This is a genomic window from Psychrobacillus faecigallinarum (assembly GCF_014836595.1).
In the GTDB taxonomy this organism is placed as follows: Bacteria; Bacillota; Bacilli; order Bacillales_A; family Planococcaceae; genus Psychrobacillus; species Psychrobacillus faecigallinarum.
The window spans coordinates 389,942-412,880 of record NZ_JACSQO010000001.1 but is presented as its reverse complement, the minus strand read 5'-3'; the positions used below and the strand labels follow the sequence as shown (position 1 = coordinate 412,880).

The 22,939-nt window shown below is 35.9% G+C and carries 21 protein-coding genes and 1 pseudogene; 20 read left to right on the top strand and 2 right to left on the bottom strand.

Annotation, left to right across the window (positions count from 1 at the left end; genetic code table 11):
- Positions 1-2 precede the first annotated feature (2 nt).
- Together H9650_RS02125 and H9650_RS02120 are read left to right on the top strand one after the other, a co-directional pair.
- Positions 3-1,142 (top strand): GerAB/ArcD/ProY family transporter, encoded by a 1,140-nt coding sequence (locus tag H9650_RS02125; protein WP_144537830.1) that lies wholly within the window; start codon positions 3-5, stop codon positions 1,140-1,142.
- Positions 1,117-2,208 carry a Ger(x)C family spore germination protein gene (locus H9650_RS02120; RefSeq protein ID WP_191696443.1) on the top strand — a complete coding sequence of 364 codons (1,092 nt, stop codon included), beginning with the start codon at positions 1,117-1,119 and terminating at the stop codon, positions 2,206-2,208. Before H9650_RS02125 ends, H9650_RS02120 begins: the two co-directional genes overlap by 26 nt.
- 1,054 nt (positions 2,209-3,262) lie before the next feature.
- Here the strand turns inward: H9650_RS02120 and H9650_RS02110 are convergent.
- On the bottom strand, positions 3,263-4,945 hold the full coding sequence (locus H9650_RS02110) for a sensor domain-containing protein (RefSeq protein ID WP_191696441.1): 1,683 nt from the start codon (positions 4,943-4,945) through the stop codon (positions 3,263-3,265).
- A 69-nt stretch (positions 4,946-5,014) separates the two neighbouring features.
- Between H9650_RS02110 and H9650_RS02105 the strand changes: the two genes are divergently transcribed.
- The 7 genes and pseudogenes from H9650_RS02105 (at position 5,015) to H9650_RS02075 (ending at position 9,974) form a co-directional block, all read left to right on the top strand.
- Positions 5,015-5,299: a hypothetical protein gene (locus tag H9650_RS02105; protein ID WP_144537836.1), complete on the top strand. Its 285-nt coding sequence runs from the start codon at positions 5,015-5,017 to the stop codon at positions 5,297-5,299.
- A gap of 148 nt (positions 5,300-5,447) precedes the next feature.
- Complete coding sequence (locus tag H9650_RS02100; protein WP_144538241.1) at positions 5,448-5,654, top strand: spore coat protein; 207 nt, start codon at positions 5,448-5,450, stop codon at positions 5,652-5,654.
- Between the two features lie 16 nt (positions 5,655-5,670).
- Positions 5,671-6,033 (top strand): spore coat protein, encoded by a 363-nt coding sequence (locus H9650_RS02095; RefSeq protein WP_144537838.1) that lies wholly within the window; start codon positions 5,671-5,673, stop codon positions 6,031-6,033.
- Between the two features lie 24 nt (positions 6,034-6,057).
- Complete coding sequence (locus H9650_RS02090) at positions 6,058-7,194, top strand: zinc-dependent alcohol dehydrogenase (protein WP_151110717.1); 1,137 nt, start codon at positions 6,058-6,060, stop codon at positions 7,192-7,194.
- A gap of 249 nt (positions 7,195-7,443) precedes the next feature.
- Positions 7,444-8,541 (top strand): L-dopachrome tautomerase-related protein, encoded by a 1,098-nt coding sequence (locus tag H9650_RS02085; protein WP_144537841.1) that lies wholly within the window; start codon positions 7,444-7,446, stop codon positions 8,539-8,541.
- Between the two features lie 624 nt (positions 8,542-9,165).
- Positions 9,166-9,354: pseudogene (locus H9650_RS02080) on the top strand (DUF1569 domain-containing protein); the annotation flags it as partial.
- A gap of 83 nt (positions 9,355-9,437) precedes the next feature.
- Entirely contained in the window at positions 9,438-9,974 is a 537-nt protein-coding gene (locus H9650_RS02075) for a GrpB family protein (protein WP_151110713.1), read from the top strand.
- Positions 9,975-10,184: 210 nt separating this feature from the next.
- On the opposite strand, the gene H9650_RS02070 is transcribed toward H9650_RS02075, so the two are convergent.
- A complete protein-coding gene (locus tag H9650_RS02070; protein WP_191696440.1) occupies positions 10,185-11,099 on the bottom strand; it encodes a LysR family transcriptional regulator in 915 nt (304 codons plus the stop codon).
- A gap of 116 nt (positions 11,100-11,215) precedes the next feature.
- On the opposite strand from H9650_RS02070, the gene H9650_RS02065 reads away from it, so the two are divergent.
- The 11 genes from H9650_RS02065 to H9650_RS02015 all read left to right on the top strand — a co-directional run bounded on the left by H9650_RS02065 (position 11,216) and on the right by H9650_RS02015 (position 22,936).
- Positions 11,216-11,779, top strand: a complete 564-nt coding sequence (locus tag H9650_RS02065; RefSeq protein ID WP_191696439.1) for a flavodoxin family protein — start codon at positions 11,216-11,218, stop codon at positions 11,777-11,779.
- A gap of 318 nt (positions 11,780-12,097) precedes the next feature.
- On the top strand, positions 12,098-12,880 hold the full coding sequence (locus H9650_RS02060) for a transporter substrate-binding domain-containing protein (RefSeq protein WP_191696691.1): 783 nt from the start codon (positions 12,098-12,100) through the stop codon (positions 12,878-12,880).
- Positions 12,881-12,913: 33 nt separating this feature from the next.
- The gene (locus H9650_RS02055) at positions 12,914-13,579 is read left to right on the top strand and encodes an amino acid ABC transporter permease (RefSeq protein WP_144537847.1); all 666 of its coding nucleotides are present in this window, start codon (positions 12,914-12,916) and stop codon (positions 13,577-13,579) included.
- A gap of 27 nt (positions 13,580-13,606) precedes the next feature.
- On the top strand, positions 13,607-14,335 hold the full coding sequence (locus H9650_RS02050) for an amino acid ABC transporter ATP-binding protein (RefSeq protein ID WP_186318120.1): 729 nt from the start codon (positions 13,607-13,609) through the stop codon (positions 14,333-14,335).
- A 461-nt stretch (positions 14,336-14,796) separates the two neighbouring features.
- Positions 14,797-15,567: a 2,4-dienoyl-CoA reductase gene (fadH, locus tag H9650_RS02045; RefSeq protein WP_144537854.1), complete on the top strand. Its 771-nt coding sequence runs from the start codon at positions 14,797-14,799 to the stop codon at positions 15,565-15,567.
- A gap of 218 nt (positions 15,568-15,785) precedes the next feature.
- A complete protein-coding gene (gene cbpB, locus H9650_RS02040; protein ID WP_144537856.1) occupies positions 15,786-16,238 on the top strand; it encodes a cyclic-di-AMP-binding protein CbpB in 453 nt (150 codons plus the stop codon).
- A gap of 112 nt (positions 16,239-16,350) precedes the next feature.
- Positions 16,351-17,226, top strand: coding sequence for a LysR family transcriptional regulator (locus tag H9650_RS02035; protein ID WP_144537858.1), 876 nt, complete (start codon positions 16,351-16,353; stop codon positions 17,224-17,226).
- Between the two features lie 58 nt (positions 17,227-17,284).
- Positions 17,285-19,681, top strand: coding sequence for a hypothetical protein (locus tag H9650_RS02030; RefSeq protein WP_151110701.1), 2,397 nt, complete (start codon positions 17,285-17,287; stop codon positions 19,679-19,681).
- Positions 19,681-20,610 carry an ABC transporter ATP-binding protein gene (locus H9650_RS02025; RefSeq protein WP_191696438.1) on the top strand — a complete coding sequence of 310 codons (930 nt, stop codon included), beginning with the start codon at positions 19,681-19,683 and terminating at the stop codon, positions 20,608-20,610. Before H9650_RS02030 ends, H9650_RS02025 begins: the two co-directional genes overlap by 1 nt.
- A 1-nt stretch (position 20,611) precedes the next feature.
- Positions 20,612-21,460, top strand: a complete 849-nt coding sequence (locus H9650_RS02020) for an ABC transporter permease (protein WP_151110697.1) — start codon at positions 20,612-20,614, stop codon at positions 21,458-21,460.
- A gap of 12 nt (positions 21,461-21,472) precedes the next feature.
- The gene (locus tag H9650_RS02015) at positions 21,473-22,936 is read left to right on the top strand and encodes a hypothetical protein (RefSeq protein WP_191696437.1); all 1,464 of its coding nucleotides are present in this window, start codon (positions 21,473-21,475) and stop codon (positions 22,934-22,936) included.
- Positions 22,937-22,939: the final 3 nt, after the last annotated feature.

Below are 22,939 nucleotides of genomic sequence, written 5' to 3'. Positions count from 1 at the left end.
TGATGGAAGCCCTTCAATTATTTAATAAGAATGAAACCTACAATGGGTTCTATATCATGTTGATGGTAAATCGCCTCCAAATGCTTTACTTTTTTTTGATTATGCCAAGGTTTTTAATCCATTCATATATGATTTGGGTAATTATAGTGGTCGGCATATTGTCTCAACTAAACATTCTTCTTTTATCCAAATGGTTTTTAACCCGATTTTCTAGTGCCGGTTACAACGGATTTGTCCAATTATTCGGAAAAAAACTTGTTCGTCTCCTCTCATTCTTCGGTTTGTTCTTTATCCTGCTTAAACTTTTCGTGATTATGTTAGGATTCACGGAAATGGTACAAATATTTATGTTTCCAGCTACAGATTCAAATTGGCTTATCTTTTTTATTCTGTTGTCTTGTTTGTATGTAGCATGGAAGGGCATTGAAAAAACTATCCGTTTTGTCGTAATTTCATTTTTGTGCACATTTTGGATGTTCTTTTTCTTTGCTTTTTTCTTCTTTCCTCCAATAGCTCAACTCAGTGATTTGTATCCAATTATTCCAATGGAATTAAGTGGGGATTCCTGGAAAGGAATATTATTGATTTTGTCTTCATTTTCCGGGCCTGAATTTCTGGTATTTTTGGGATCATGGTTTAAAACAAATAATAAGACATTTCGTTATTTGTCATATGGGAATGCTTTAACCGTTATAGAGTATGTATCCTTATATATGGCTTCCTTATTCTATTTCGGTTCCAATTATTTAAGCAAAAGTCCATTTCCAATTGTCACTATGGCCCGTTATTTTCAAAATCCAGTAATTGAACGCATTGATATGGTCATGCTTTCTTTGGAATTATTTAACATCGTCTTTGCGAGCTCAATTTTTCTTCTGTTGTTTTATGGAGCATCTAAAATAGCTAATGGAAAAGTGGATAAACCACCCAGTCGAGTAGGCTTTTTATTCAGTGTATTCATTATTTTAATTGGAATGATTCTTGTGAATGAATGGATTTGGAAGTCAGATGAAAAGCAGGTTATTTTACTTAATCTTCAAATTTTAGCAGGGAGCTTAAGTTATTTAGTGGTTCCAATTATTATCGTAGCGATGAAGATAAAGGGGGTTAATAAACATGAGACTACGAAAGAAAATGGCTAAAAAATTTTCAATTATATTTTTTGCATTATGGTTAACTGGATGTGCTCCTTTTACTGAAAATAACATTATTGAAGAGCTTGCTCCAGTCACATTTTTATCACTTAGTAAAGGGGATGAAGGGAAAATAAAAATCAGTACGATATTGCCCCCTCTAAGCAAAGAAAAAAAGAGTGTAATGACGCAAGAAGTAAGCTTAATAAAGGAGGGATTAATGGATTTTAATTTTAACTTCTACCAGGAAATGAAATCCGGGCAAATGCGAATGCTGATAATTAATGAAGACCTCGGAAAAGAGGGGATTATGTCCGTTATTAATGTGTTATTGAATGATCCGGATATTTCTTTGAGAATCTATTTAGTTATCGTAAAAGGAAATTTTGAAGAATACTTGGAAAATCAATTAGACCAACAAGAAAATCTTGATTACTCTTTTTACCGAATGCTGAAGCACTATGAGGAAAAAAATCAGGGAGAATTAAGTGTCATTAATCTACATGAATTTAAAAATTTGTTATATACTCCTTATTCAGATCCTTTCTTACCTGTATTCAAAATAGAAAATGACGCTATCATCTATGAAGGTACAGCCCTGTTTCAAAATGATAAACTAGCTGAAATAATAACAACTTTTGATGATCGTATCTTCCAGCTGTTAAACAATGATCACTACTTAGCGGTTTTACCGATCCCAGAAATAGAAGTTGTTCTAGGTCATGTTAGGTCTAAAACGAAAGTGGATATCAATAAAAGCTTGTCTAAAATGACCTATACAGTTAATGTAGACTCAAGAATTGAAGAATACCGGGGAGAAAAGCAATTATTTGACCCAAAGGATTTAGAAGATTTGAAAAAAGATATTCAATCCAATCTTGAAAGACAAACACAAGAACTATTAAAAAAGATGCAAGAATTGAATGTGGATCCACTACAGCTAGGCATTCATACATTAAAACCATTCTCAAAACCAATGGATGAAAAAAAATGGATTAAACTTTTCGAGAAGATGGAAATTAAGATTGATTATCAATTTAATATTCAGCCTTTGACGGATTCAAACGGACACTAAAAAACATTCCAATCAAAATGAATTGCGGTAATATACCAAGAGTTAATTCAACTTTTCCTTGTTTGTTTTTTTACAATATTGATGCTATCTTGAACCCATCTAATCGGTTAATTTTGTACTCAGCATCAGATGCCATACCTAATAATAGCTTTTCTATATGACTTTCAACTAGGTTCATATCTTAAGGACAAACGAGATTCTTCCAAAATTGAGGATTGTTTTCAAAATCCTTTTTTTGTATGCCTATGTATTTTGGCAACTTCATTTGAGTCGAAATGGGTGCTGCGCATATTTGCAGTGGAAGTATCTAGAGCGCTTTTATTTAACACACCAAGTGCTCTATTCATTGAATGACCTTAAAAAGAACAGCAAAACATTCAAGTAAAGAAATGTTCTATTCAAACAAATATTAAAGAAACTGAAACGAAGATTGATACAAATGAGTCCAAAATTGACCAAATTATGGCTCAAATCCAAGCGTTGGATAATGAAATTATGGCAACCGAGAAAAGTATTTTAGCAAGTATGGATGATGATGCTGGAACATTTGAACCTTATTTTTAAATATGTTGATAATCAAAAGAAAATACCTAAATCCACGTTGGATCATTGGGACCTTGATATAAATTCAAGAACATATTCAAATTGCCATTTAATGAAATGTAGATATCGAAGTCAAGACAGGAAAAAAATGAAAGTTCATTTTTCTAAGAGGAAGAATAACCTGGATTGATCTAAAAAGAACAATTTGAAACTAAATCGCATTTAATACATTTGGATGAATGTGGATGTTTTTGTATGAAAATAGAGTCGAGTTGTTAAACATGAGATAATAAACAAAAAGAAGAAGTAAAACGATTGATAGAGGCCATGATAAAGAAAATGCCTCGAGAAAAAGCAATGGATAAATTAAGCCAACTACTACATATATCAAATGAAAACTTTGATGAGCTGACAGAATATTGTTGTATGTCAGATGAAATAGAAACCACCAACCGTTAATTTGGTAGGTGGCTGTTTTTAGATATTTTTTTGTTGGCCATAAAAGTTTTTCTTATTGGACTAAAGGAATTAGGTAGGTTTCTTCAATTTCATCCGCAGTTAAAGGTGGGTTGAACAGATACCCTTGGCCACTGGGACATCCAAACTCCCTAAGGAGATTTACATGCTTGTCTGTTTCAATTCCTTCAGCAACTACATTTAGGTTTAAATTTATTCCTATATCAATTATTGATTTAACAAGAGCCAAGTCCTTGGAGTCGTGCATTCCGCCACGAATAAAAGACTGATCAATTTTCAACGTATCTACGGGTAGTTTCGTTAATAGACTTAGAGAAGAGTAACCCGTCCCAAAGTCGTCTATCGAAATGCCAATACCCATTTTTTTTAATTGTGAAAGGATAGGAAGTACTATTTCAAAATCTTCAAAAACGCTTTCTGTCACTTCAACCTCAAAATATTTAGGTTCCACCTTTGTGGCCATCATGCACATTTCTATATACTCAGTTAATTTGGTATAGCGAAACTGATGAGGAGAAACGTTCACTGACACTTTAACAAGAGAATATCCTTTTGCCTCCCATCTAGAAATCTGATTTAAAGCCTCTTTGATAACCCATTTCCCGATTTCATCTATTAAGCCTGTTTCTTCAGCAATTGGAATAAAATCCATAGGAAGTACATTACCTAGCACGGGGTTTTTCCAACGAATTAGCGCTTCCAGTCCATTGAGTTCTAAAGTGGCCAAATCTATCTTAGGCTGATAATGAAGAAGAAACTCATTATTTTCAATTGCTTTCCGCAGTTCTGTTTCAACTTTAATTTTTTGGTCTTGCTTTTCCTTTAGGCGTTTATTAAAGATTTTGAAATTATTTTTGCCAGCTTGTTTTGCAGAGTACATAGCCATGTCTGCAAGATTTACCAGTTCAGTTAATTCGGTACTATCAGAAGGAAAGTAGCTTACGCCTATACTAGTAGTAACATATATTTCATTTCCTTCAATGAAATAAGGAACCTTGATTTGTTCAATAATCTGTTCAGCAATCATAAGAGAAACATCTTGGCTTTTATTGGTGATTAATACGATAAATTCATCACCGCTTAAATGGAACACAGAGATGGATTCATTTTGGATTGATTTTAATGTTTCAGCTATTCCTTCTAGCAACGCATCACCCACTCTATGTCCAAACTTATCATTTATCAGCTTCAACTTGTCGATGTCCATAAATAGAACTGAAACTGTACTGGAATGCTTTATGTTGGCAAGTTTTCTTTCAAGACTTCTTCTGTTAGGAAGATTGGTTAATTCATTATGATTTGCTAGGAAATCGATATGTTGTTCCTTGATTTTAATGTCGGTTAAATCCCTTACAACGCAAACAATTTTGTTTGTTTCTTCGACTTTGGAAAGCGTAAGCTCTTGCGGAAATTTCGTTCCGTCTACTCTGGTTCCAACTGTTTCGCCTCTCCAAAGCCCTCTTTCATTTAAGATGGGAATAACAGAAGAATTTAAAATTCCTTGCAATGCTTCTTCATCGTAGCAAATATGCCAGGTGTTATTCAACAGATGTTCTTTAGTAAATCCATACATGGTGGCATGAGCTTCATTTGCAAATACAAATTTACCATCTTCATCTGTAATGCCAATTCCATCTATTGAAGAATCCAAACCATATGAGTATTCAATCAAAGTCAACTCTGTCTGGCTTAATCCTTTTATATTTCGCTCTTTCATTGTGACCCCCTAATGACCCAACATAAATTACTTCTTAATCTTATTTTTTATCGGTAAAGAGAAGAGAATATGAAGGTGAAATCAGATTCACAACACTTGCAAGGGACTTCTTTAGAAACGAATTTGAATGATCAAACATCTGTAGTAGTTTCCTTAACAGACCGTCCCTGTCGACCTTGTGTGTTTGCACAAAGCCCTTTGCTTATTCCATCGATGAGCTTAATAGTTTCACTCGACATTAATGCGATTAGTAGTTTTTTTCAGTCGCTAACTACTTTAATTTCGCTTACAGCAATTACATCTTCGGTGAGAACTTCTAACATGTCTTGTGGTAACACATTGGAAAAAGATTAGTCACGAATAAAAGTCAAATGGAAGGTTTCTCTTGAAGATTATAAATCTATTTTAATAATACACACCGTTTAAGGATCTTAATTTTTCTGAATATAAATCTCATTTTTAGGGCAATCTTCAATGGATGATAAAATTCGGAGGTGGAGGAATGTTTGAAAAAAAATTAGCACTTCATGAAACTTTGGAATTTCATGAAGTAATTAACTTTAAGACAGTATGTTTACTCAAATCTAAAATGATGCAAGGTATCGTTTTTGACCAAGATCTAAAAGCACTACTGGAGAAGGACGTAAAACAATCTATACCTGCTTTAACTGCAATGATTAAATTATATTCAAATTCTGAATTAAAATAATCGGAGGTCGGATCGTATGAATGACTATTTAGACCCTATAAATTCTGTTGGCATGCCGGAACTTACTGATTCAGGGATAGCCCTTGAATTTTTGTTATCAACAAAAACTGGGATTAGAAACCTTTCAATTGCATTGACAGAAACGGCAACACCTACAATTAGAAAGTTATTACAGGAGCAACTTGATGTAACCATTGCCTTATATTCCGAAATTGTAGATCTCATGATAAAAAAACAATGGTTAAACCCATATGATTTGGAACTTCAAAAACTTTTGGATATTAAATCCGCTCAAAATGCAGTAGATATAGCTAATTTAAATCTCTTTCCGGGCGTTACAAATCGGAAAGGAATGTTTCCAAGCCCACCGAAGAAATAATGAATAAAGAAGGAGATTTCAATAATGAAAGCTGTTACTTTTCAAGGTGTTAAAAATGTTCAGGTAAAAAACGTGAAAGACCCAAGCATCCAAAAAACGGATGATATTATAGTTAAACTTACTACTACTGCCATTTGCGGATCAGACTTACACTTAATTCATGGGATGATACCGAACCTAGGAGAGGATTATGTTATTGGACATGAACCTATGGGAATTGTAGAAGAAGTCGGTAAGGATGTAACGAAAGTTAAAAAAGGGGATCGTGTTATAATCCCATTTAATATAGCATGTGGTCAGTGTTGGTACTGTAATAATGAATTAGAAAGTCAATGCGACAATGCGAATGAAAATGGAGAAATGGGCGCATATTTTGGTTACTCAGATACGACGGGTGGGTTCCCAGGTGGTCAAGCGGAATTTATGCGAGTTCCATATGCTAATTTTACACCTTTTAAGATTCCAGAAAACAGTGAAGTAGCGGATGAAAGTTTAGTGTTACTTGCAGATGCTGCATCAACAGCATTTTGGAGTGTAGACAATGCGGGAGTGAAAGCAGGGGATACGGTCGTAATTTTAGGATGCGGTCCAGTTGGTCTGTTAGCACAAAAATTCGCGTGGCTAAAAGGTGCTAAAAGAGTTATTGCAGTTGATTACGTTGGTTATCGTTTAAAACATGCAAAACGTACGAATAACGTAGAGATAGTTAACTTTGAAGATCATGAAAATTGTGGTGAATATTTAAAGGAAATAACAAAGGGTGGAGCAGATGTAGTCATTGACTGCGTAGGAATGAGTGGAAAAATGACTCCACTGGAATTTCTTGCATCTGGTCTAAAATTACAAGGAGGAGCCATGGGAGCTCTAGTAATTGCAAGTCAAGCTGTTCGCAAAGGTGGAACAATTCAAATTACAGGAGTTTATGGGGCACGTTATAATGCATTCCCATTGGGTGACATCTTTCAACGAAATGTGAATATTAGGACTGGCCAAGCTCCAGTTATTCACTACATGCCGCATATATATAATTTAATTGCAGAAGGTAAGGTTGATCCAAGTGATATTGTCACTCATGTACTTCCTTTAGATCAAGCTAAGCATGGTTATGAAATATTTGACACCAAAATGGAAGACTGTATAAAAGTTGTACTAAAACCGTAAATATACCGGGTTAGTTTTCGAGCATCTCTTATGAGATGCTTTTTTAGATTTTGGAAAGACTAATAATTTTATTCCTTTATAGAAAAATGCTCGTGATGAAATATTATTTAATCAGAATTTGTTAATTTGTTGTATAAACATGGATTGTCCCCATCCAATCACGATAGAAATAATTATCAATTACTAGGCATTAAAAGAAAACTTCAGCATATATAGGTATATTCGTTCAAATTTGATGAGGAGGATAACATGCAACCTATTTTACCTATGGAAAAATATTTTGGGCAGTTTGAACTGGTGCATGCTTTTTATGGGGCTATGCCTACAGGTGTCAGCGTTTCCGAAACTGGTCGTATTTTTGTTTGCTTTCCGAAATGGGGAGACAACGTTCAATTTACTGTGGCGGAAATTGTTGAGGGTGAATTGCAGCCTTATCCCAGTTTAGAAGCTAATTTGGTTAATACTAGAAATATTACGATGTCTTTCGTCAGTGTCCAAAGTATCGTTGCTGATGGAAGAGGAACACTTTGGGTATTAGACACAGGGGCACCAAATTTTTCTGAACCTATTCAAGGGGGAGCAAAATTAATTGCTGTTGATTTAAGCACGAATACAATAAGGAGAGTATATACCTTTACAGAAGATGTTGTCTTGCTAACAACTTATTTGAATGATGTCCGTTTGGATTTTCGGGTTGGAAGAGCAGGCTATGCATATATAACAGATTCTTCTTCCAGAGGGCCAGGGGGCATTATTGTCGTAGATTTAGAAAGTGGGAACGCGTTTAGACGGTTAAATGGGGCAATATCAACTTCACCTGATCCCTATTTTTTACCGAAAGTAGAAGGTGAAATTTTGATGAATCGAAACCCGGACGGCTCGACTTTCCCATTTAAATTGGCTTCCGATAGTTTAGCAATTTCTTCTGATGGAAAGGTTTTATTTTATGCTCCGCTAACCAGCCGACAGCTGTTCTCAATCTCAACAGAAGCCCTAAGAGACAGTAGGATACAGGACATTAATTTATCCCAATATGTGCAGTATTGGGGGGAAAAAGGCGCGTCTGATGGAATGATCACCGGCGCAAAAGGAACCATTTATGCGGGAGACTACGAAAACAACAGTATCCGGAAGATATTGCCGAATGGCGTAATGGAAACCATCGCACATGACCCGAGAATTTTATGGCCGGATACTTTTTCGATTGGCCCCGATCAATACTTATATGTCATAGTGAATCAATTACATCGGCAGGCGAGATTTCATTATGGAAGAGACTTGCGGGAAAAACCATACAGTTTATTTCGTATGAGAATTGATGAATTCCCTGCTCCTACCTTTTCATAATAATCTTAAACGAAGGTAGCTATCCCTCATGGGGGAGCTGCCTTTTTTGTCAGTAAATAAGAAACAGGCATCTGTGCAAGAAACGATTCGGATTATAAACTACAATAAAAGATCTACCTTATTCTAAAAACGAACCCTCAGATGAAAAAGAAGCAAATGGTGAAGTGGGTACGATTATAATCAACTGCTGAATTAAGTTTTAGTGATGGAAATCTGATGTGTTTGAATATTTTAAACGTATTTATTCATTCTTTTATAAAATGTTAGTAAATAAAGGAGCCGCTGTTTTTCCAGCTATTTCTTAGAATTTGTAATCAAGGAGTTAGAGTGTTTTATGGGGAAGAAGATATATCCAAATTAATAATTAAGAAGACCCCTGTCTAATAGTTAGAAAAAGTGAGATTGGACATTAATAAGTCTATTATTTCCGGTAGATTATTAGTATAGACTCCACTAATCATTCTCATTCTCTGTGGTTAAGCACTGATTCTGCGCTTCATGGATGGCTAACGGGTGCTTTACTTCAAGATGAGGTAATGCTATTTTCTTGTTGAAATAAATGGGCATTTAGTTCAGTAATCAATTAGCGATATGTGGTAACAAATATGCAAAGGGGTTACAAAAATGAAGGATATTTTTAATCAATCGGACTCAGAGGAAGAAATTTTAAACCGAATAGACAATTTAAGCCGAAATTCAAAACCACAATGGGGTAAAATGGATGTTGCCAAAATGCTGGCACATTGTTCATCCTTCCAAGACATTGCAATGGGAAATGCTTTTCCTCCGAGAGGCTGGTTAGGGATATTAATAAGAAGGAACTGAATACTGTTTTATAGAAGTTACAATTATAAGGGGGAGAAAAATAATGATTAAATTAGTTTTAATGAATTCGGATGAGTAATCTGTCTGGTATTGTAATAGTTACATACAACGAGAAATGGGAAAAATCATTCATATTATTAGAAGGTTTCCTTAAAAAAACTTTAGGTGATTTAATAATATGCGTGGAACACGTTGGAAGCACATCAGTTAAAGGGCTGAGTGCCAAACCAATTCTAGATATAGATGTAGTAATAGAAGATTATTGTGTTTTCCCTGCTGTTATAGAAGGTCTTAAAAAGATAGGTTACTATCATCAAGAAAATTGGAGTTTTGAGGGTAGAGAAGCCTTTGGAAGAAAGGATCCATTAGTTCCGTGGGATGAAAAAAATACAAATTGGATTGAACACCATTTATATGTGTGCAATAAAGATAGTAAAGAACTAGCCAGACATTTAGCATTTAGAAATTATCTTCGTAACAATACAGAGGCAGTTGCTGAGTATGAACAGTTAAAGAAATATTTGGCAAAGAATGCGATAGACAGAGCAACTTACACTGAGGGTAAAACTAAATTTGTTAGTGAGATATTAGAGAGAGTTATGAAATAATGTATTTAGTGTGCCTATAATAATTAATATTTTTTAGTATCTTGTTCAACTAATGGGTGCTTCACTCCAAGAAGGAGTAAAGCTTTTTTTCTATTGAACTTATGCAGCATTTTAGTTTAATTTAATAAGAGTTTTAAAGGGGGGGAGAACTTGAATAAGAAAAAATTGATGTACAGTATCTTTACTTACAAGAAACCTGAAGGCAGTATTTCAGGTTTCTTTCATTTTACATTGAATGTTCTTGTAATGCCCGCGAACGATTTGAATAAAATCCTCTAAATAAGAGGGGATATGCTTGTCTTTATGCCAAGCTATCTCTGTATAAATTTGATTCAATGCTAAAGAAATAGGTAATTGTAGTAACGAACCACTGTTAAGTTCCTTTTCCACAACCATTCTGGGTAAAAGTGCAATGCCCAATCCTGCAATCGCACATTGTTTAATAGCTTCAATACTGACAAATTCTATCACGTTGTCAGGGTATATTCCTTCTAGTTGGAACTTACTTTCAAATTGTGTTCTATAAGAACAGCCTTTCTCGGTTAATAAAATCGTTTCTTTTGCTACTTCCTCTAAAGTCAGTTTTTCTTTTTTATGCAAATGATGTGTAGGGGGTGCGACTAGCATTATATTTTCTTCTAGCAAAGTTTCAGTATGGATGGTTGACACAATCTTTCGTGTATCGGTGATGAATGCCAAGTCTAGAGTATCAGTTTGTAATAAGTTCTTTGCAATTTCGTTCGTATGGACAGGTTTAAATATTAGTTTGACTTGAGGATGCAACTGTATAAATTCCTGTAGTATAACCGGTAATCTGTATGTACATTGACTTTCTTGTGCACCAATTGTCAAGATTGGTTTAAGTTCATTTTCACCTGTTACTGCATCGCGCATTTCTTTATCGAGTTTGATCATCTTTTCGGCAAAATGTTTTAATTGCATACCAGCCTCTGTAAGGAAAATCCGTTTCCCTAATCGTTCAAATAGAGGTGTTCCTAGCTCTTCCTCTATTGATTTGATTTGTGCTGTAATACTTGACTGTGCATAATCCAACATTTTAGCTGTTTGAGTAAAATTTAAAGTCTGTGCTGCAGTTAAGAATGTATATAAATGCTTTGTTTCCAATGTTTCCACCTCTATATCGGAATATCCGATTGATTTAATCATTATATTCAGCTTTATTGATTCTTGAGGCAATTATATACTTTTTATACAGCGATGCATAGGAAGGAGTACGGAATATGAAGATTACAATACTTGTTGGTAGTTCGAGAAAAGGTGGAAATAGCGAACTCTTGGCGGATTTTGTAGTACAAGATATTGAACATGAAAAAGTGTATATAAAAGACTTATACATTCGACCGATTGTGGATTTACGTCATACAAGAAATGGCTTTCAGGCAGTTAATGATGATTATGATAGATTGGTTGAAGCAATAATGAAAAGCGACGTGTTAATCTTTGCAACACCGATTTACTGGTATAGTATGTCAAGTTTAATGAAGAATATGATAGACCGACTTAGTCAAGCAATTCGAGATGAAAAATATCCAAATTTGAGAGAGCATTTAAAAACAATACGAGCAATCGTTGTAGTTGTTGGTGGCGATGACCCAAGGATAAAGGGGCTGCCTCTTATTCAGCAGTTTCAATATACATTTGACTTTTTAAATATGCCCTTTTCATCTTATATTATTGGAGAAGCTAATCAACCGGAGGAAATACTTAAAGATAGTCGCGCTTTATTGCAAGCTGCTTGGTTAAATGAAAAACTCAAATCAGAACTATACGCAGAGAAAGAATAGATGGTTATGAAAGCAACTATAGGTAGAGAATCGGATCTCCTTAAAGAAAATATCATAAGTAAATGAGGTATAATTAGATCATTTCTAGCCGTAGCAGTAAAAAGGCAGTATGTACCCCCCTCTGCGAGCCTACCACTTTCATAAAATGAAACGTGTAAGGAATATGTTATACAAAGAGTGTCAGGCACCATTAAAGGTGCCTGACACTCTTTTGTTTATGCGGGGAGTAAATGGGGTATTAAACATTCATTAGTTAGCTACTTAGTTAGCTAGGGGTATTGTAGAAATAAATAAGAGTGAAAGGGATTGATAGTTAGCATGTGGTTGAACAAAAAGTTAATATTGGTTTTCAGTTTGATCGTGATTTGCTTTTTATCTGCTTGTGCCGAGAAGGATAAGCTTGCCGACGGATCTGAACTTATACATAAAGATCAATTTGTTTTTGCTGCTTCTGGTGAGTTTAAGCCATTTAGTTATATGAATGATGATCTCACCATGTCAGGCTTTGATATTGAGGTTGGCGAAGCCATCGCTAAGGAAATGGGTCTTAAGCCGGTTCAAAAGCGAATTAAATTCAAAGGGATTGTAGAAGGGGTAAAAACAGGCCGTGCGGATGCAGCTGTTGCTAGCCACACGATTAATTCGCAGCGGAGCGAACATGTTTCCTTCACTACGCCTTACTATTATTCTGGACCGCAAATTTTCACCAGACCGGACAGTCAAATTAAGACTGTCGACCATTTAGCGGGAAAAGAAGTTGCTGTAGCAAAAGGTTCGACTTATGCCGATACAGCCTCTAAGTATACAGACAAAATAAAAACATATGACAGTGATATTACAGCTTTACAAGCATTAAGCAGCGGACGTCATGATGCGGTAATCACAGATTTTGTTACTGGGAAAAATGCTGCAAAGGGAGGATTTAAGATTAAAGAGCAGCAGTTAATTGATCGTAGTGAACAAGCGATTGTGCTGCCCCAGGATAATCCAAAACTATTGAAGCGAGTAAACGAAGCGCTGGAGAAACTCCGGGAAAATGGGACCCTAACTCGAATTAGCATCAAATATTTTGGTGAGGATATTACCATTAAACCGGAATAAATCAATACCAGGGAAAGAAAGGAAGAAGATACATTGCCAAGTTTTTCACATTTTTTTCACACACTTATAGAAACAAAAGATGTATTCATACAAGCCATGATTTTAACATTAGAGCTGACTGCTGTTTCTATCTTATTCGGAATAATTATTGGTCTTTTCTTTGCCTTATTAAAAATCTCTAAAATAAAAATATTAGAATTCATTTCAGATGCATATGTCTATTTGGTCCGCGGAACACCGCTAATTGTTCAAATATTTATCCTCTACTTCGGAATAAGCGAGATTTTCCTCCTTCCTGATTTCTGGGCTGCTTCATTTGCCCTCGCGTTACATAATGGAGCTTATATTTCCGAAATCCTTCGAGGAGCGATTCAGGCAATCGATAAAGGACAGATGGAGGCAGGACGCTCTTTGGGGATGACAAAAGTACTGACATTACGGAGGGTTATTCTTCCGCAGGCATTCCGCCGAGCGCTGCCGCCTTTAGGCAACCAATTTATCATCGGGTTAAAAGATTCTTCGTTAGCCGCATTTATCTCCATGAATGAACTGTTCAATGTGGCGACAACACTAGGATCCAATAATTTTGACGAAATGACCTATTTACTCATTGTAGCAGTCTACTATTTATTGCTAGTGGCGCTGTTGACATTCGTAGTGAACCGATTTGAACTGAAATTAGCAGTAAGTGACAGATAGGAGACGAGGACATTGGACACAAAGGAAATGATTAAAATTAATCAATTGAATAAATCATATGGAGACTTACATGTATTAAAAAATATCGATATGACAGTTTACGAGGGCGATGTCGTTTGTTTAATAGGAGCGAGTGGCTCGGGTAAAAGTACTCTTCTTCGCTGTTTGAACTTTTTAGAAAGGAAGGATAACGGCAATATTATAATTAAAGGAAATGAAGTCGACCCAGGCACCGATAACCTCAATAAAATTAGGGAAAAGGTAGGAATGGTATTTCAGCATTTTAACTTGTTCCCACACAAAACTGTTTTGGAAAATATTATCGAAGCACCTATTATGGTAAAAGGAGTTGACAAAGAGGAGGCTATCTCGAAAGCAAAACAATTACTGAATAAAGTAGGCTTGGAGGATAAGTTAGATGTCTATCCCAGTAAACTATCAGGCGGGCAAAAGCAACGGGTGGCGATTGCTAGAGCACTTGCGATGGAACCAGAAATTATGCTTTTTGATGAGCCAACATCGGCACTCGATCCCGAGCTTGTGGGAGAAGTTTTAACAACTATGAAAAAATTGGCTGAAGAAGGAATGACGATGGTTGTTGTTACCCATGAAATGGAATTTGCTAGAGAAGTAGCGGATTGGATTGTGTATATGCACGATGGAAAAATTGTCGAGCGTGGCAACCCTGAGCAATTTTTCAGCCATCCAAAGGAAGAGCGAACTCAGGAGTTTTTAAAGACGACATTTCTGAAATAAAATATGAAATTTTGTTTATATATCTAGGCATGACCGCGTATTTTAATTGTACTTGGACTTTTAAAACTATTGAATTTTGAGCTACCAACTATAATGTCATTGGACAATTTGTCCATTTACAACTTAGTTAGTAACCGTAGTTGTAAAGTTATGCATTAATATTCACATTTTAGTTCGATTATAAATTAAAATCACCTCTCTGATTTTCTGAGAGGTGATTTTTTTAATGGATATTAATCTTTAATATTGTAAAGGCTTTGTTTAGTGTTTCTAGATAAAGGGGGAAGTATTTTGAGATGCTTGTTATTTTTTATTGCCTTATAGGAAAATCATTAAGAATAGAAGAGGAAATCTAACCGCTCTTACACTTAATCAATGTAATAAAAGAGAGAGTGCTTTTACATACTGGTTATGCTAAAATATTGAGTGAATGTTCATTCAATTTATAAAGGGGTGTTTATATGTTGTTGAAAGGGAAAACGATTATTGTTACTGGTGGATCTAACGGTATGGGTAAATACATGGCAATGAGTTTTGTTGCTGAGGGAGCGAACGTAGTTATTACGGGTCGGGACAAGGAAAGGCTTGAAAATGCAAAGCTAGAAATAGCGCAGCTTGGGGACCATATTGAAGTTTTTCAAATGGATGTAAGAGATCCCGATCATGTTGCAGCAATGGTAGAATTTACTGACAAGACTTTTGGCAGTATAGATGGATTAGTTAACAATGCTGCTGGTAACTTTATTGTAGAGACAGCCAAGCTTTCTCCAAATGGCTGGAAGACAGTGATTGATATTGTACTTAATGGTACGTTTTATTGTTCTAGTGCTGTAGGCAACTATTGGATCAATAAAGGAACGAAGGGCTCCATTATAAATATGCTAGCCACATATGCATGGGGAGCAGGAGCCGGTGTGGCCCACTCTGCAGCAGCAAAAGCAGGTGTTATGTCTTTAACTAGAACTCTTGCAGTAGAATGGGGCAGTAAATACGGCATACGAGTAAATGGAATCGCTCCAGGTCCTATCGAGCGCACTGGGGGAGCAGGAAAGCTCTGGGAATCAGAAGAAGCAGCGAAAAGAACAATTCAAGCAGTGCCTTTAAAACGTTTAGGTAAGCCTGAGGAAATAGGAGATCTGGCAACATTTATTATGTCTGATAAAGCATCCTACATGAATGGTGAAATTGTGACACTTGATGGTGGACAATGGTTGAATCAATTCCCATTTTAACTAATCATTTATTTTAGTTATAAGGTAGATAAAAATATAAGTGGGATATGCTGAGGGAGCATTAGTGGAGTACCTTGGTTTTAAATTGACCAATTAAGTCTAAAAAAAATATAAATAAATTGTAAGCGATTTCATAGTTTTTTATTCCTTTCATATGCTATCATAGTTTTATAGGTTGTGTTTTCAATTAATGAAAACAGACAAAGGAGTAGGATTCAATGATATTTGTAAGTAGTAAGGATTTTTTACAAATTCCCATTAAGGATTTCATTATTTCAGCCGAGAAGGTTGCTCATGTGCAATTAGGCAACAATGCAGAACATGCACTTTTGGTATTAACGAAAACGGGATATTCATCCATTCCTGTGCTTGACGTTAAATATCGCCTTCAAGGATTGATTAGCACTCAACAGATTACAGATGAAATACTTGGTTTAGAACATATTGAATATGAGCGTTTGCCAGATCTAAAAGTTGATCAAATTATGAAAAAAGACATTGCCTCTATTCATATTGAAGAAAAATTCCAAAAAGGTTTAGATCTGTTAGTTAATAATCCATATGTATGTGTCGTGGATGATGAAGGAACATTTATGGGAATTTTAACTAGAAGAGTTATTCTAAAGCAAATGAAGAAGTATTTATACCAATCCCAGGAATCTCAAGTATAATTATATATAGACAGAAAAAGGCCTTTTACAGAGGGCCTTTTTTTTATAGTGAATCCACCTAAAGTTAACTCCTATTATTTAAAGAATACATTCTAAAGAAAGAGGCTAAAAAATGAATTCGGACTATCTTATTATCAAAACATTAGCGGAAGAACAAAATATGCGAAAAGCTGCAGAGAGACTTTTCCTTTCTCAGCCAGCGTTATCTCTTCGCCTACAAACAATTGAGAAGGAATGGCAGACAAAATTGTTTTTACGTTCGCAAAAAGGTCTCACTGCTACTCCAGAAGGAGAGCTAGTAATTGAGTTTGCCAATAATATGCTACAGCAAAGAGAAGAAGTATTCGAAGCTATTCAATCATTGAACTCCAAGGTTCATGGAACATTAAAAATTGCTTGTGCCTCTATTGTAGGTCAAAACTGGCTACCCAAAGTGCTAAAGGACTTTGTACAAACTTATCCAGAGGCTAAAATTTCCTTGTTAACCGGTTGGAGCTCCGAAATTGTGAAAGCAATATATGACGGGGAAGCTCAAATAGGAATTGTGCGTGGGCAAACAGATTGGAAAGGGAACAAACTGCACTTATTTAGAGACACGCTATACTTGGTTGACAAAGACATGACAGCTATTGACGATGTTTTGACTACAGAAAAGCCATTAATCCAATTTAAGAGTGACTCGAACTATTACCAAGAAATTCAGCAATGGTGGCAAAAGCACTTTTCTGTAAATCCTAAGCGTCAGATTATTGTCGACCAAATTGAAACATGTAAACAAATGGCGCTAAATGGGATTGGCTATGCTATTTTACCTTCAATTACGCTGACAGGCCATGAAAATGTGAATAAGATACCTTTAACGAATAACGAAAAAGAGTTTGAACTCACTCGAGATACATGGTTAATAGGTTACGACGCCTCTTTTGACCTTCCACAAGTTGACGCTTTTGTAAAAATTGTTAATGAACATGCGAAGAAATTCCAATAAAGGAACTTTCTTTGGGGAAAAACGTACTAAATTATATACATAATAGGAGGGAAAAAATATGCAGATACGCAAGTTTGCTTTGGCCATCGTCGCACTTTTTATCATTTTTAGTATATATCCATCAGATGCCTCAGCAGCTCCAAGCTTACAGGTCAAGATTAATCTTGGCTTTGACGGAAAGGCAAAGTATGGGGAAGGACTTCCTATAACCATTACTGTGGAAAATTCAGGTGATGCCTTTTCGGGGGATATCGTGCTGGATATGTTCGAGTCTTATAATTTAGGTAATGGTCAAGCTATACCATTTGAAATAGGGGCTGGAGAAACAAAAACGCTCCAAATAGCTTCTTCTGGTTTAAGCGATGATTACTTATACTCAGGCTCCAATATCCAACTTGTTCATTTTTACGAAGGTGGCTGGGAAAAAGGAAAGTCAATTGATTATAAAGGATCTAAAAATCTTAAAGCTAACATGATGGATCCTTCTTCTGTTTTTTACATGACACTGACTAATAGTGCCGATCGTTTAACTGTTTTAAATCAGTTAAAGCAATCGAATGCTCAAGTAATTCATTTAGGTCAACTAAATAACTTTATTTTTCCATCAGAGGGTGTAGCCTGGCAAATGGCGGATTATATAGTTATTGATGAATTTGTCCTTGCGGATCTTTCAGAAGTTCAGCAGAATGCGCTTATTGATTATGTGAGTTCTGGGGGATATATCCTTGTCGGAGCTTCTGAAAATACATCGGCTGAGCTTGGATTACTATCGCAACATCTTCCATTAAATTTACAAGGAGTCACAAAAAATCTTTCACCTGAAAAAATTAGTACTATAACAGGTGGTAAATTACTATCACAGGATCTTACTCTACACGATGCTACATTAACAGATGGAGGGCAGCCCTTAATCAACTTAGATGGGACATTGATAGCTGCTAAAAAATCACTAGGTAGTGGAGCTATTATTCAAACAACCTTTTCCTTAGGTGATTCACCTCTTGCAAAAGATGATGTTTATAAAGAGCTAATAAAAGCAGTGCTGCAGCCTGTAAATACGCAGGCAACTAATTATATGTATGGAAACAATCTTAAGGATCAGCTAGTTTATGAAATTGGAGAGACAAATTCATTGTTTGCTTCTTTTAAAGTTTCGACACCGCTGATGATTGGTATTGTAATTATTTATATGCTTCTAGTCGGTCCGCTTCTTTACTTTATCTTGAAACGGAAGGATAAAAGAGAATATGCTTGGGGGATTATCCCATTGATCGCTATTTTAACTTCGGCTGGGATATTTGGCTATGGTGCAAAGGATCGCATCGCTCGACCTCAAGTACAACAATCCTCTTTCTTATATGTTAATGAAGATGGTAGTTTAAATGGCTATTACGCCGAATCGATTTTAAGCAATAAGGGTGGAGAATTCTCTTTTACTTCACCAAATTCAACTTCTATGGTCGCACAACGAAATTTTAATTCCTTTACAGGCAATATTACTAATATACATGAAAATGTTATTCTAGAAAAAAGCTCCAACAGATCAGATCTTACATTCAGGGATCTAGGGTATTGGTCCGTATCTTCTTTTTATGGAGAAACCTATATTCCAAATGCAGGGCAACTAGCTTCTGACCTTAAAGTGGAGGCCAGTAAAATAACCGGTACTTTAACTAATAATTTTCCATTTGCTCTTAAAGAAGTTTCGATTTGGTCCGGTTCAAAACTAATTGTGCTAGGAGACCTAAAACCTGGAGAACAAATGCAAGTCGACAAAGACTTAGGATCCGTAATGTTAAGCCCAACCTCTAATCCTTTTATTAATACTAGTGGTAATTGGGGACAAAATACAATGAACCAAGATGATTTAATAACTCAACGTAAACAATCCTTATACTCTACAAGCAAATTAATTGAACAAACTGGTGGTAAGCCAGCGATTACTGCATTAGTAGAGGAGAATATTGTTCCAATTGAACTTAAAGGGAAAAAAGTAGAAATGTCTGCTCTAAACTTACTAATACAACCTTTTGAGGCAGAGACAATTTTATCAGGCGAGTTTACACTACCTGCAACTAGCTTTATGGTAAATGTTGAAACAAATTCTTTTGGAAAATATATGGAACCAGTAGAGAATAGTAATTTTGAGTGGTATTTAGACGACGGTGAGTATATTACGTCATGGAAACTACCTCAGAATCTTCCTGTAGAAGGCGTAAAATACACACAATTACAAATAGCTAATACAGATCGAAACTCCCATACTATCGAGTTATTAAACAATAAAACAGAAATATATGAGCCTATAGAAGAAAGTAGATTTACAGTAAAAGAAAATATATTAGATTATATCAATCAGGATGGAGAAATTATTTATAAATTAATTAAGGATTCCAATAATGGAGATCCATATACACGACTTCCAGAGGTACGTATTAAAGGGGAGGTTAAGTAATGATAGAGATTAAAGGACTAACTAAAAAGTATGGCTCGTTCTATGCTTTAAATGATTTAAATTTAACTTTACAAGAGGGAACTGTTTTTGGATTTGTTGGAGCAAATGGAGCTGGTAAATCTACCACCTTCTCCATATTAGCAACACTACTACAGCCAACCTCTGGTGATGCGCTGGTGAATGGTAAAAGTGTTAAAACAGAGCCACATGAGGTTCGAAAACAGATTGGATATATGCCAGACTTTTTTGGTGTATACGACCAACTAAAGGCAAATGAGTATTTGGACTTCTATGGAGCTTCTTATGGCATACCGGAAGCAGATAGAGCGGTTCTAATTCCTCAATTATTAGAGCTAGTCAACTTAACACATAAAAGATACGAATATGTAGATCTTCTTTCTAGAGGTATGAAACAACGCTTATGCTTAGCAAGAGCATTGATACATGATCCAAAGGTTTTAATCTTAGATGAGCCAGCCTCTGGTCTAGATCCGAGAGCTAGAATCGAAATGAGAGACATATTAAGACAGTTAAAGGATATGGGGAAAACCATCTTAATCTCCTCTCATATATTGCCAGAGCTTGCAGAAATGTGTGACGAGATTGGAGTCATTGACGGAGGCCGATTGATTGCTCATGGTTCGGTGTCAGAAATTCAAGCGCAGCTTGCTGGCGAAAGGCATATAACCGTCAAAGTAAAAGGTTTGCTTGAAAATGCTAGCACCTTCTTTGAAGAGGATCCTTTTGCTTCTAAAGTAGAGACTGACCCAGTTAAAAATATAGTTACCTTTAACTATAGAGGTACAGAGGAAGATCAAATTAGTCTGCTTAAAAAAGCTGTGGAACAGCAAATAAAGGTTATATCATTTGCAGAAACAGAGACAGATTTAGAGGATGTCTTTATGGAAATTACAAAGGGGGCGAAATAAGATGAAGCAAGCATTAAGTAATCCAGTGCTTATTAAAGAGATAAAATTACGTTTTCGCTCTCTAAAAAGTTTCACAGGAATCCTATTTTATCTTATTGCTATGTCTATATTTGTGTTTGGTTTTATCCTGTTAACGACCTCTTTTACGGGCACAGGTTATTTTAGACCCGAGGAAAGCTTTTTCATGTTTGTAATGCTCACTTATATCCAGCTCGGTCTTATACTTTTTATCACTCCGGGTCTCACGGCTGGTGCTATCAGTTCGGAGCGTGAGAAGCAAACATTGAACATATTATTAACAACATCGCAAACTTCTTTTCAAATTATTATGGGTAAATTGTCATCGTCGATTGCATTCTTGCTGTTACTGTTAGTAGCGGGCTTACCCGTGTATAGCTTTGTTTTTCTATTCGGTGGAGTTTCCCCAGGGCAGCTCGGACTAATATTTTTGTTTTTCTTTTTAACTATGTTGGCGGTCGGTGGAATAGGGATTATGTATTCTACAATTATTCGAAAAACGATTGTGTCGATGATTGCAACATATGGTACGATGATTTTTCTAGCTGGGGTAACAGGTTTCATTTATCTTGTTCTTACAGGAATGAATAGCTTGGCAACTGGGGCATTGGCCACGACTCCTCAACCCATTGCCCATTTTTTTGCAACGATTAATCCGGTTATACTAATGATCAATTTAACAATGTCTAGTTCAACGGACTTTATAAGCCAAACGACTAATATAGATTTTCCAATTTGGGCTGGATATGCAATTTTTTATGTTTTGCTAACGGTTTTAACAATTTTTATAGCAGTAAAGAAACTACGGGTTAATATGAAGAAATATAAGTAAGGAGGAAAATAAATGGAGAACAGAAACAGATTATTGCTATGGATTAAAAGAGCAAAACGCAGCCTTACAACAGAGCATTATTTTAAAATGTTACAAGGAGCTTTGTTTTACGCCTTTCTTTCTGTTGCTGTAATTCTACTAGTATCTCGCTTATTTGTTTTTCCCTATTACACAATATATGCCTGGTCTTTAGCGGGTATTGTATTTTTTCTTCTTTTAGGAAGAGCTTTTTGGAAGAGACCTACGAAAGAAACAGCATTGTATAAATTGGATTCTTTTTTTTCTGATAATGTCCTTTTAACTGCCGTATCATTTTTAAATAATAATTCTCCACTTGCTCAAGGAGTTTTGCAAAAAGCAGCAAAGAATGGCCAGGAAGCTTTGGATAAATTTAAAAAAAGAGAAAAGCATTATTTTCAGGCTAGGTGGTCCATAGGCTTTTTAATCTCCCTTGCAGTGGTGTTTTTATTAGCATCATTTCCTGCTACCACGCAGTTAGAGGCAAAGGACATTGAACAAGAAAAGCAAGTGATCAATGACATTAAGAAGGAAGTAGAAAAATTAGAGAAAAAAGAATTAGCTAAGTCAGTAAAAAAAGACTTAGAGGAATTAAAAGAGAAACTGAAAAATACTGAATTGGCCGAAGAAGCACTTAGAGAATTAATAAAAAAACAGAAGGAACTTGCATTAAAGGAACAAAAATTAGAGGAAAAGAAAGAATTAGCGAACAATGAAGGTAAAGAAAGTTCAGCTTTGTCAGAGAAAGAGCAGAAAGAACTTGCTTCCTTGGAAACAGCGAATAGCGCATTATCTCAAAGTTCTGCCACTGCGCAGTCTACTCTTAGCAAAATGGGTAAAAAGCTTCCGTTTTCATCAAATAATGTAGCACAAGGTAATCAGAATTCTAATAATAACAGTCCTAATACTAGTTCTAATAATCAACAAGGGCAACAAGGTCAACAAGGTCAGAATCAACAAGGTCAACAAGGTCAGAATCAGCAAGGTCAACAAGGTCAGAATCAGCAAGGTCAAGGTCAAGGTCAAGGCCAGGGTCAAGGTCAAGGTCAAGGCCAGGGTCAGGGTCAGGGTCAAGGTCAAGGTCAAGGCCAGGGTCAGGGTCAGGGTCAAGGTCAAGGTCAAGGTCAAGGCCAGGGTCAGGGTCAGGGCCAAGGTCAAGGCCAAGGCCAAGGTACGGGGGCTGGTAAAGGTTCTGGAGGAAGAGATCTGTTATCGATTCCATCAAGAATTGGGGGCACTGGAGAAACTACTATAGATGGTGGAAATCTTGGTGAAGGAAATTTCTCTAGCGAAGAACCAGCGGAGGCGCCAACTACTAGAGGCACAGCCAAACCTTATGAAGAAGTTATTAATGAATATTCAGATTCCTATTTGAAAAGCTCAGAACGAATGCAACTACCTTCTGATTTACAGCGGATTGTTCAGGATTACTTCTCGTCCGTAGAAAATAATAATTAATGG

Bases quoted from the DNA above. Each gene is read 5' to 3' on its own strand.
- H9650_RS02125 (WP_144537830.1), top strand. From the start codon at position 3: ATGGAAGCCCTTCAATTATTTAATAAGAATGAAACCTACAATGGGTTC.
- H9650_RS02120 (WP_191696443.1), top strand. From the start codon at position 1,117: ATGAGACTACGAAAGAAAATGGCTAAAAAATTTTCAATTATATTTTTT.
- H9650_RS02110 (WP_191696441.1), bottom strand. From the start codon at position 4,945: ATGAAAGAGCGAAATATAAAAGGATTAAGCCAGACAGAGTTGACTTTG.
- H9650_RS02105 (WP_144537836.1), top strand. From the start codon at position 5,015: ATGAAGGTGAAATCAGATTCACAACACTTGCAAGGGACTTCTTTAGAA.
- H9650_RS02100 (WP_144538241.1), top strand. From the start codon at position 5,448: ATGTTTGAAAAAAAATTAGCACTTCATGAAACTTTGGAATTTCATGAA.
- H9650_RS02095 (WP_144537838.1), top strand. From the start codon at position 5,671: ATGAATGACTATTTAGACCCTATAAATTCTGTTGGCATGCCGGAACTT.
- H9650_RS02090 (WP_151110717.1), top strand. From the start codon at position 6,058: ATGAAAGCTGTTACTTTTCAAGGTGTTAAAAATGTTCAGGTAAAAAAC.
- H9650_RS02085 (WP_144537841.1), top strand. From the start codon at position 7,444: ATGCAACCTATTTTACCTATGGAAAAATATTTTGGGCAGTTTGAACTG.
- H9650_RS02075 (WP_151110713.1), top strand. From the start codon at position 9,438: ATGAGTAATCTGTCTGGTATTGTAATAGTTACATACAACGAGAAATGG.
- H9650_RS02065 (WP_191696439.1), top strand. From the start codon at position 11,216: ATGAAGATTACAATACTTGTTGGTAGTTCGAGAAAAGGTGGAAATAGC.
- H9650_RS02060 (WP_191696691.1), top strand. From the start codon at position 12,098: ATGTGGTTGAACAAAAAGTTAATATTGGTTTTCAGTTTGATCGTGATT.
- H9650_RS02050 (WP_186318120.1), top strand. From the start codon at position 13,607: ATGATTAAAATTAATCAATTGAATAAATCATATGGAGACTTACATGTA.
- fadH (WP_144537854.1), top strand. From the start codon at position 14,797: ATGTTGTTGAAAGGGAAAACGATTATTGTTACTGGTGGATCTAACGGT.
- cbpB (WP_144537856.1), top strand. From the start codon at position 15,786: ATGATATTTGTAAGTAGTAAGGATTTTTTACAAATTCCCATTAAGGAT.
- H9650_RS02035 (WP_144537858.1), top strand. From the start codon at position 16,351: ATGAATTCGGACTATCTTATTATCAAAACATTAGCGGAAGAACAAAAT.
- H9650_RS02030 (WP_151110701.1), top strand. From the start codon at position 17,285: ATGCAGATACGCAAGTTTGCTTTGGCCATCGTCGCACTTTTTATCATT.
- H9650_RS02025 (WP_191696438.1), top strand. From the start codon at position 19,681: ATGATAGAGATTAAAGGACTAACTAAAAAGTATGGCTCGTTCTATGCT.
- H9650_RS02020 (WP_151110697.1), top strand. From the start codon at position 20,612: ATGAAGCAAGCATTAAGTAATCCAGTGCTTATTAAAGAGATAAAATTA.
- H9650_RS02015 (WP_191696437.1), top strand. From the start codon at position 21,473: ATGGAGAACAGAAACAGATTATTGCTATGGATTAAAAGAGCAAAACGC.